General features: G+C 43.2%; 9 protein-coding genes and 1 pseudogene. 5 read left to right on the plus strand and 5 right to left on the minus strand.

Annotation, left to right across the window (positions count from 1 at the left end; genetic code table 11):
- A pseudogene (locus ACTHSQ_RS10935) lies at positions 1-158 on the minus strand (IS1595 family transposase); the annotation flags it as partial.
- Positions 159-305: 147 nt separating this feature from the next.
- Here ACTHSQ_RS10935 and ACTHSQ_RS10940 point away from each other — a divergent pair.
- From ACTHSQ_RS10940 to ACTHSQ_RS10950, 3 genes are all read left to right on the plus strand, one after another.
- Entirely contained in the window at positions 306-971 is a 666-nt protein-coding gene (locus ACTHSQ_RS10940) for a hypothetical protein (RefSeq protein ID WP_003684691.1), read from the plus strand.
- 275 nt (positions 972-1,246) lie between these two features.
- Positions 1,247-2,110, plus strand: a complete 864-nt coding sequence (locus tag ACTHSQ_RS10945; RefSeq protein ID WP_003684695.1) for a GNAT family N-acetyltransferase — start codon at positions 1,247-1,249, stop codon at positions 2,108-2,110.
- A 23-nt stretch (positions 2,111-2,133) separates the two neighbouring features.
- Entirely contained in the window at positions 2,134-2,259 is a 126-nt protein-coding gene (locus tag ACTHSQ_RS10950; RefSeq protein WP_003684698.1) for a hypothetical protein, read from the plus strand.
- A 65-nt stretch (positions 2,260-2,324) separates the two neighbouring features.
- Here ACTHSQ_RS10950 and ACTHSQ_RS10955 read toward each other — a convergent pair whose 3' ends face one another.
- Complete coding sequence (locus ACTHSQ_RS10955; protein WP_003684697.1) at positions 2,325-2,828, minus strand: hypothetical protein; 504 nt, start codon at positions 2,826-2,828, stop codon at positions 2,325-2,327.
- Positions 2,829-3,041: 213 nt separating this feature from the next.
- Here ACTHSQ_RS10955 and pyk point away from each other — a divergent pair, with 213 nt between their 5' ends.
- Positions 3,042-4,514, plus strand: a complete 1,473-nt coding sequence (gene pyk, locus ACTHSQ_RS10960) for a pyruvate kinase (protein ID WP_003684700.1) — start codon at positions 3,042-3,044, stop codon at positions 4,512-4,514.
- A gap of 20 nt (positions 4,515-4,534) precedes the next feature.
- Positions 4,535-4,777 carry a hypothetical protein gene (locus tag ACTHSQ_RS10965; RefSeq protein WP_440371987.1) on the plus strand — a complete coding sequence of 81 codons (243 nt, stop codon included), beginning with the start codon at positions 4,535-4,537 and terminating at the stop codon, positions 4,775-4,777.
- Between the two features lie 199 nt (positions 4,778-4,976).
- On the opposite strand, the gene ACTHSQ_RS10970 is transcribed toward ACTHSQ_RS10965, so the two are convergent.
- The 3 genes from ACTHSQ_RS10970 to ACTHSQ_RS10980 form a co-directional block, all read right to left on the minus strand.
- Positions 4,977-6,908: a UDP-glucose:protein N-beta-glucosyltransferase gene (locus ACTHSQ_RS10970; protein WP_003684688.1), complete on the minus strand. Its 1,932-nt coding sequence runs from the start codon at positions 6,906-6,908 to the stop codon at positions 4,977-4,979.
- A 14-nt stretch (positions 6,909-6,922) separates the two neighbouring features.
- Positions 6,923-8,500, minus strand: a complete 1,578-nt coding sequence (locus ACTHSQ_RS10975; protein WP_440371988.1) for a hypothetical protein — start codon at positions 8,498-8,500, stop codon at positions 6,923-6,925.
- 78 nt (positions 8,501-8,578) lie between these two features.
- Positions 8,579-9,946, minus strand: a 1,368-nt coding sequence (locus ACTHSQ_RS10980; protein WP_440371989.1) for a YadA family autotransporter adhesin, incomplete at its 5' end; no start/stop codon positions are given.

Raw genomic sequence — 9,946 nt, forward strand, 5'->3', positions numbered from 1 at the left:
TGGCTGATAACCATACGAATTTTGCGGTAGAACAGAATAGCGGAGTTGGGCTGAATGCCCAAAATATCGGCAGCGGAGCGGGAGGTAACTTGGAGTACAAAAAATTCAAGTAGTTTCTTTTGAACTCTCTTGCTTAATTTACAATTGGTTATCTGCATTTTCGTAGCCTAGCATAACTGCTAATCTACGTCAGCCCCTAAGCAAATTGCGTTAAAATTACGTTAAAATAATGCCTTCTGAGTTAATGACATCATTTGCTCAAAAGGCATTATTTTTATAACACGATACGAAATGTAGGAAAACTTATGCACTCATCCATACAAAGCCGGTTTGCCCCAATTTTATACGTCTTGATTTTCTTTGCCGGATTTTTGGCAGCACAAGTTTGGTTTAATCAGCAAGCCTATTTGACCAACCTTCCCCTTTTGGTCACTGCCATTTCTGCCGTTGCATTGGTTTGGTTGATTTGGGCTGTCGTCTCTGCGCGATCCAAAGCAAAAAGCAAGATATTGCATCGTGAGCAGCTGATTCAAAAAGAGAGCATTCATCCTGTTTTGCATGCGACGTTGCAGCGTTCTGACGGTCAAACGGATTTATTGGTTTTGATTGTCCGCAATAGCGGTAAGGGCTTGGCGAAGAATGTGCGTTTTGAGGTAGAGTCTTTGCCGGATAACTTGCCGAGCAAGCTGGTCGCCGATGCGGTTATGCGCTTGGAGATGTTTTCCGGCGGTGTGGATATGCTGGCATCGGGCGAATTGTATGGCGGCGTGTTTGCAAGCATGTTGGCGCTGGCTGCCGAATTGCCGGACCAGACATTTGGCGGCGTGTTGAAACTGAAGGCCACTTATGAAAATGCCTTTGGCGATCAATGCACTTCTGAAAGCATTTTGGATTTGAGCATACTGAATTTCAATTTGTCAGAAATTAAATCCAGTGGCGAGCAAAAGCCCCGCAAGAAATTGTTGTATTGATATTTAAAATATGCAGGCCGTCTGAAACCGAAATACTTGTTTTCAGACGGCCTGTTGTTATTTTTCAAATGATTTTTGAAGAAAAAGAGGCGTATCGGGTATAATAATCAAAGAATTCGAAACGGATTGTCAGGATCGGCAAGCCGTCTCATCATTGTCGTATTTCAAAACCTTACTGATATTTTTTCAATAATCTGTTGCTATGTATCGGAACTTTTTCTGATGTTGGCACTGGCGAAATATTCCTTCAGCCATTTACTCTCAGGAAGCTGCTTATGTTAGTGTGTAATCCTTATGAAGTTGTGATCCATGGTACGACCAGCAAAGGCAAGATTTTCCGACCAAGCGACTGGGCGGAGCGCCTGTGCGGTATTTTGTCTTCCTTTACTAAAGACAACCGCCTTTCCTATTCTAATTGGGTGCGCCCGATTTTGGTGGATAATGTCCGTTGTGTGGCGGTCGATAAAAAGTTGGAAGAAGACAATCCGCAAATGTTCCGTTTCTTGATGGACTTTGCGGCGGATAATGATTTGCGCGTGATTGACTGCAAAGCCTTGCTTAAAGAACAAGAGAGCAAACAGCAGGGCGAAGTGCCGGTCGAGCGCGTTTTGTTGGCGCAGGCGATTGAAGAAAAACATGCCGCCGAGCGTGCGGAAGCGGCCAATGTGCAGCCTGAGCCACAAGCTGCCGCACCTGTGGTCGGCGTATTGCGTGAAATTCAGCCGGAAGAAACTGCAACTGCTTTTGCGGCCTTGAGTGTTCTGCGTTCATCGTTGACCGATATTCACCGTTTTGTCGAACAAATCAACGAGCATCAACGCAAAACCGGCTACCGTCTGCTGGGTATTTTTGAAGAAGGCAAACAAAATGCCGTAGCCGTATGCGGTTTCCATACTGCACATAACTTGGCCAGCGGTTACCATATCCATATTGATGATCTCGTAACCATGCCGCAATGCCGCCAAAAAGGCTATGCTTCTCGCTTGTTGGAAGAAGTACGTAAAATCGGTGCGGAAACCGGCGCGACCAAAATCCATCTGAATGTCCATGTGAACCATGACCGTGCCGATGCCCATCGTCTCTACTTCAAAAATGGATTTGAAATCTGCGCTTACCATTTCCGTTGCGACCCGAAATAATTTTTGTAGAAAGAGAACACTCAATGTTGAAGATTTTGACTGCGGCTGTTTTGACACTGAGTTTGGCAGCCTGCGCATCAGGCAGCGGAGGCAGCTCGCAAATGTATGGTGAGATTAAGGCTGGTGTAGAAACCAGCCATCAACGTTGAGACATACAATGACAAGGCCGTCTGAAATAGGTTTTCCTGTTTCAGACGGCCTTTTTGCAGCTTGATTAGAGGGTCGTGGAGGTGTCGTCAGTGGCAACAGTCCGATGCAGGCGATACCAATTGTACAGGCGTAAGATGCACAAGAAAGCGATGATGGGCATACAGGCCGCGGTAACCAGATAACGCGGGTTGCTGAAGTTTAAAACGTTGTGACCGGAAAGCAGCGACAAAGCGGCATGCAACCATTCCCATAAAGACGAAATGCTGAATGCCAAAACAGCCAACAGGCCGAGGGTTCGGAAAATACCGATGGGCAGGATTTGTTGGCGTAATACAGCGCGGTTGAGTTGGAACAAAACAATCAAACCGAAGCCGATGATGCAGACCATGCCGCCGTTGGCGACGATTTGCAGGCTGTTGAAGGCAATGTCGGGTGTGACGGAAATGGTACCAGATTGGTTGGAGGCGGTTTGTTGCAAATTTAAGCCTTGCATGACATTGAGTACGAAACCGTAGATTAGGTCGGCCAAAACGATGCCGATGGGTAGCGGAGTCAAAAAACGTTTCATGGATCAGTTGAGTATTCTATTAGTATGAGGGAGGCCGTCTGAAAATCAAAAATGACGACGTGAGAGTGTATTGTATCCGATAGAAAAGTAGGTTAATGCAAAAATAAATTTAGTTTAAGTCAGAAAATCATGTAATTTTACGCCAACATTATTGCATTGAGAGTACAATCTTTTTCATTATCAAACGTGGAATCAACAGGAAAGGACGTTTACATGAGCGAATTGCAACGTGATTTAACCCGTATCAGTCACAATACCAAAATTGTCGCCACATTGGGTCCGGGCAGCAACAATGTGCAATTGTTGGAAGACATGATCCGTGTCGGCGGTCTGAATGTCATCCGTTTTAACTTCAGCCACGGTACCCCTGAGTTCCATGAAGAAAACGCCCTCATCGTGCGCGAAGCCGCGAAACGTGCAGGTCAGGAAGTGGCTATTCTTGCCGACTTGCAAGGCCCGAAAATCCGTGTCGGCAAAATTGCCGGCGGCAGCATCGAGCTGAATAAAGATGAAACCTTAATTTTGGATGCCGCGCTTGAAGGCGAAGGCACACGCGAAGCGGTGGGTTTGGACTACCGTGATTTGCCGAATGACGTCGTTGCCGGTGATGTTTTGTGGCTGGATGACGGCCTGTTGACCTTGACTGTTGAGGCGGTTGAAGGAAGTAGGATTATTACAAGAGTTGAAAACAGCCATGTGCTGAAAAGTAATAAAGGTATCAATAAACGCGGTGGCGGCCTGTCTGCCGGTGCGTTGACCGAAAAAGACTTCCGTGACCTGAAAACGGCGATTGCCATCGGTTGCGACTACTTGGCCATCAGCTTTGTGAAATCTGCTGAAGATCTGCACATCGCACGCGCCAAAGTCGAGGAAGAAATGAAAGGCAGTACAGCCGTACGTCCCGGTTTGGTTTCCAAAATCGAGCGCGTAGAAGCCATTGAAAATCTAGACGAAATCATCCTCGCCAGCGACGGTATTATGGTTGCCCGCGGCGACTTGGCAGTGGAAGTCGGTCATGCCGCCGTTCCTGCCCTGCAAAAACGCATGATCCGCCGCGCCCGTGAGTTGCGCCGCTTCAGCATTACCGCGACCCAAATGATGGAATCCATGATTACGAATCCCGTACCGACCCGTGCCGAAGTGAGCGACGTGGCCAATGCGGTATTGGACGGTACCGATGCGGTAATGTGTTCCGCTGAAACTGCGGTGGGTGCGTATCCGTTTGAAACGGTCAGCCAAATGGCGGTTATTTGTGCGGCGGCCGAAAAAGAGCAGGACTCCCTCAATGGCGTTATCGAGCCAGTTGAATTCCAAGATCCTCTCAGCACCAACTTGGCGATTGCCCGCGGCGCGGTTACCGTAGCGCGCGCAGTTCACGCCAAAGCGATTGTCGCCCTGACCGAAAGCGGCTCAACCGCCTTCGAAATCAGCCGCCACAACATCACTTTGCCGATTTTCGCCCTGACCCCGAGCATTTCCGCACAACGCCGCATGGCGATGTATCGCGGCGTGCGTCCGATGATTTTGGCGACCAGTACCGACCACGATACTGCGCTGAACGAAGTGGAAGCTGTGTTGATCGAACACCAAATTCTGTGTTCTGGCGACCAATACATCATTACCAGCGGCTCGAAAATGCGTGAATCCGGTTCGACCAACACATTGGAAGTGCTGCAAGTCAAATAATCGAATCAATGTTTTACTAAGTGGAAAAGCAGGCTGCCTTCAGCCTGCTTTTTTGTATTTTGGATATTTATTATGTAAAAAACCGGTATTATGTAGCAGTTGCACAAAGATTTAACCGATTAAAAACCTTAAAATCCCTATTGAAATTTTCCGTGTCTTATGACAACAAAGTATTGCTCATCGGCGGTGAAACAGAAGGCGGCAAAGCGTTAACATCTGTTCAAACAATGAGCTATGACGGCAAACAATTAAAAGTAGAATAATCTTCTTTTATTCCAAAGAAAAAGGCTTAACCCACTGAAGGTTAAGCCTTTTTTATTAGGTGTTAGTATGAAAAAAGATTGCCACGATGAATAAAAAAGTGCGGTTAAAAAAGAAGATGAATTTCAACCGCACTTAAATTTAATAAAACACCAAGATTTTCTAAGCAAATATGGTCTCTATTTTTATTAAAAATAAACCTTAGGCAGGCTTTTTAGTTTTTCTTTTAGGCTTAATTTTCACGCCGTTCTTTTTCGCCCATGCTTTTAATTTCTTCAAGAAAACCTCTCCCATTGGACGTGGATTACCTGAGAATAAAGTATTTAACCCGTTATTTTTGATAATTTGATGACGCAACGCTAAACGTTCTTCATGATTTTCAGCCAAACGAATAGCGCGCTCAATATATTCATCAATCGTATTTGCAATCAGCCAATCCGGCAAACCTAAACGACGGAATAAACCTTCATCAATGTGTTCGTGTACTTCCGCTCCGGTTTTACAGATACCTACCAATCCCATGGTGACCATATCAATAATGCCATTAGTATTGCCGAACGGAAGTGGATTTAACATCATGTCACAATCCTTAATGAGGCCAAGATATTCTTGGTAAGGCGTTTGCTGATGTGCCGTCGCATCATCTCCTAAATACGATTTAATAAAACGAGCTACATATGGATGCGTAATACCATATGATTGTCCCAGCATAAAATGAAAATGTATTTTCACCGCTGCTTTATCTCTGATAATCCTTAATATTTCCAAGAAATACGGATTTAATTTCATCGTAGTCGCTGCAATACCAATATTGATAACTGCCGGATTCTCACGTAACACATATTCCACATTGGTCGGTGCAAAGGCTGATGGAACATAAGGCAACGCATCTTTTGGAAGACGTAAAAGAGTCTCACTAAAACAATCTTCAGAGCCAACATAATCATCTTCAACCACAACATATTCAATGAAGTCAGAATATGTTGTTGCCGGATGACCTAACGCAATGGCTTGAATTGGCGCAACACGGGTATTGCTGAGGAAGATAGATAACAAATCCATACCAATAGACGGCATATATAAGATTGCAGCTTGATTTTTTTCACAAATATCACGAACAAGCCCCATTCTACTATATATATGATCGTCATGAGGAGATAAAACGAACTCATCAAAAACAGCTCGTCCCTGTTCATCGATTCGCTCACTCCCAATACCAATTAAATAAAAATGTTCACGCGCAGCAATCATGGATGTTGAGTGAGTTCGGTAAATAGAGTGTGCCATGTTGAAATGTTCCAAGATAACAACCATTACCGGTTTTCCATCTCGATAACCAATTTGAGAAACATCAAGATCTTTCCAGCCACATAAGAAATGATTTCGGCGAATCACTGTGTTTAAGGCTTTTTTTACATCATGTTTATTTGGTGCAACATCATAGCTGCAATGCATATACACATCATGACAAATACTATTAGGTACAGAATTTAAATCAGATAATGTGGCAAGCTTTTCAGGGAACCATTGTAAAATCGCAGCGCGCTTTGAAAACGCAGCAGGCGTACCAATAAAGCGCCCTGATTGCAATGCAAAGCAAAGTGAAGCACAAACATCAGGCGCAATATTCCACAGCATATCTAAATTAAGATTTAGGTTAGACTCCGGAAAATACATAATGCAAAACTTCACTAAGGAGTCGCGATTAGACTCAAGCTCAACTTCCAAAGAGCCAGGAACCGGATTTTTGTTATAAACCTGTAAGATATGATCAGCATTAATATAACTTGAGCTTGCAAAAATCATCGCCATCCAACGTTGGAATGAGAAAAAACGCTGCATACCGATATCTGAAATGGTAAGTTCTTGATCAGTAAATAGTTTTGTAATGACATTCGCCATTCTGTGGCAAAAATAGACGACAAGATCCATATCAAGCGTTTCCGCTTGATATTGTTCAGGATAAGAAAACTCAATCTGACCTAAAAGCCCAAAATTGTCATCTAGCTCAGTTAAAATAGCTAATAAAATGCTACAAGCTCGTTCATAGTCTTTTTGTTCTACCGCTTGTTCTAACAATTCAATATTCGGCGAAATCACCTCAGCTTGTTCAGCAGTGGCTTTTTTATTCATCCTAGCTCCTATAGCTAATTACGTGTTAAATGATTATGTATTAATACGTTTAAGTGTATCCCTACTTCATGAATAACCTTTTCAAACGATGACGTCAGACTATCAATCCGAATAGAGGTAATATTTGGATACCATAAATTGTTTCCACTTCCATATCTCCAACGCCAATCGCCAATAAAAGGCAAAAGTAACAATGTTTTCACTCCTAAAGCACCGGCCAAATGCGCAACTGATGTATCCACCGTCACAAGATAATCTAAATTAACTAAATAAGTAGCTGTTTCCCATAAGGTTTTTGCATTTTTGGCTAAATTTGGAATCTGATATTCAGCTAATAATTTTTTTTCTTCAAGATTGCATTCTTTCTGTAAGCAATACCAATTAGCCCCTTCTATATCAAATAAGAGTCTTAAAAGTTCAGGTTGGTGAATAGAACGAAAAGCATCATTTTCATGGGTGGGATTTCCTCGCCAAACAATCCCAATATTCAATTTATCAGGCATTTGTGAAATTTTCTTTTTTGCATTATCAATACTTTGCTGATCGATAAAAAGATAAGGATGACGCTTCACAATTTGATAAAAAGGAAGATCAATATATGCCATGATATCATGTGGAAAACTCCAATAATCAAAACTATCATCCAGCTCAAGATCGATCTTTTTACTATCAATCACGACATCAATATCCAGATGACTCTTCAATAATTTCACAACGGGAGTTTGTGCAATGAGTGTGATTTTTCTTACATTAAGTTGTTTTTTTAGTGCATAAGCTAATTGAGCAAACATCAACTCATCACCCAGACCGAATTCAGTCCAAATAACAAAATGTTTTCCCAATAAATTTTGCCCTTGCCATTTTTTTATTTGATGTACAGCTTTAGGGGGAGTTTTGGTTCTACGTGCATCAGACACCAAAGGTTGGCGCATTTTAAAACCTTTGCAATAATCTCCAGCCGTGATAACAGACAATGCCTTATATATTTCAATACCTTGATGATTAAAGCGTTGTTGAAAAGAAGCCCAACTTGCTTCAACCCCTTCAACTAATCCTAAGGTTTGATAAATATTGCAACGGTACATAATAGGCTCTATGGCAAAGGGAGATAATATTTCCATTTTATCAATCCATTGCAGTGCCATATCAAATGCTCTAGTTTCTAAAAAATAAGAAAGTTCTTGTTCATATACCTCATAGCTTTTATTCTGAACCACTTTCGAAAGTATTAAGATTGGGATCTCATCCGAAGAGGGAAAGATTTCTACAAACTCAGCCACTCTTTTCTTGAATTTATCAAATTGGAGATGACACTTTTTCGGCATTACAATAATACCGTTATTCTTCAAAACCCTCAGACAGCAAATAAAACTGCTGTAATTAAGACTGTAAGTTTCATCAACCAAAATAATATCGAAATGATTGGAAGGCAGCCCATGTAATTGATGAGGCTCTCCCATTTCCGGCGTCCAGTTTATTTTGTTTAAATTGGCTATGTAATTTTTATCAAAATTACTCAAAAAAGTAGGATCGCATAACAAAAGTGCGGTCATTTTTTCAGTAGTTTCAAAAGAAGTTTGTGTATTTTCCATAAGAAAAACCTGATAAAAATCGTGAGAGCTTACACTCTCACGATTTTATTTAGATTAGCGTTTACAATTAGCTATTGATTACCATTTGTAACCAACACCTGCCGCAACGCCTTTTTCGCCACTGCTGCTTGCTGCCATATTCAATTTGATAACAACTTTTCCGTTATCCGATGCGCGTGAGTAGCCCACAGCAACGGAAGCTGCACCACCTTGAGAACCTACAGCAGCACTAATCATTGAGTCACCGGCAGTATAAACTTGAGGCAATGCTGTTACTGCCATTGCATTAGCAGCGTAACCACGCATTTCCTTGTTCATCTTATCTACACGGTTGTTTAACTCATTGATCTTAGCCGGACTTCCTGCGACCTGATCTAATGCACGATTCAACTGACCTACAGTTGCGGCATCAGAATCTTTAACACCATCTCCCACATTGTGGATTTGGTTACCGCCCATATCAACGTTTGTACCGTTTTCAACTTTAACAGTATGACCAGCGCCACCTAAGGTTGCATTTTTCGCAGTCAAGTTGCTCGCAACTACAGTTCCTGCAGTCACTTTAGTTACGTTAATGTCATTAGTTAATGCTACAGTGATATTGCCACCAGTTTGACTGATCTTAATATTATCGCCTGCTTTAAATCTAACAACATTATTTGCTGCGTTGATGGTGGTTTCTGTTCCAGGTTCAGTCTGTAAAGTCCAACCTTTATCAACAGCTTGAAGCGCTTTTGACACTTTGCCATCAATGCCATTTGCTGTAGTCAATGCATTAGCTGCATCTGTTGCCGCTTTACCGGCTTTGGTATCTGCCGCTACTGCTTTAGCATCTGCCGCTTCAGCTTTCGCTACCGCACCATCAGCTTTAGCATCTGCCGCTACCGCTTTAGCATCTGCCGCTTCAGCTTTCGCTACCGCACCATCAGCTTTGGTATCTGCTGCTACTGCTTTGTCGTCCGCTGCTTTCGCTGCGTCTGCTGCCGCTACAGCTTTATCGTCTGCTGCTTTCGCTGCATCTTTAGCTTCGCCTGCTTTCGCTAATGCATCTGCTGCATCTGTTGCCGCTTTACCGGCTTTAGTATCAGCTGCTACCGCTTTAGCATCTGCCGCTTGAGCTGCTTCTGCTGCTTTACCGGCTTTGGTATCTGCCGCTACCGCTTTAGCATCTGCCGCTTCAGCTTTCGCTACCGCACCATCAGCTTTAGCATCTGCCGCTACCGCTTTAGCATCTGCCGCTTCAGCTTTCGCTACCGCACCATCAGCTTTGGTATCTGCTGCTACTGCTTTAGCATCTGCTGCTTGAGCCGCTTCTGCCGCTTTACCGGCTTTGGTATCTGCCGCTACTGCTTTAGCATCTGCCGCTACCGCTTTAGCATCTGCCGCTACAGCTTTATCGTCTGCTGCTTTCGCTGCATCTTTAGCTTCGCCTGCTTTCGCTAATGC

It is taken from the genome of Neisseria sp. P0009.S008 (genome assembly GCF_051958615.1).
GTDB classification, from domain to species: domain Bacteria; phylum Pseudomonadota; class Gammaproteobacteria; order Burkholderiales; family Neisseriaceae; genus Neisseria; species Neisseria subflava.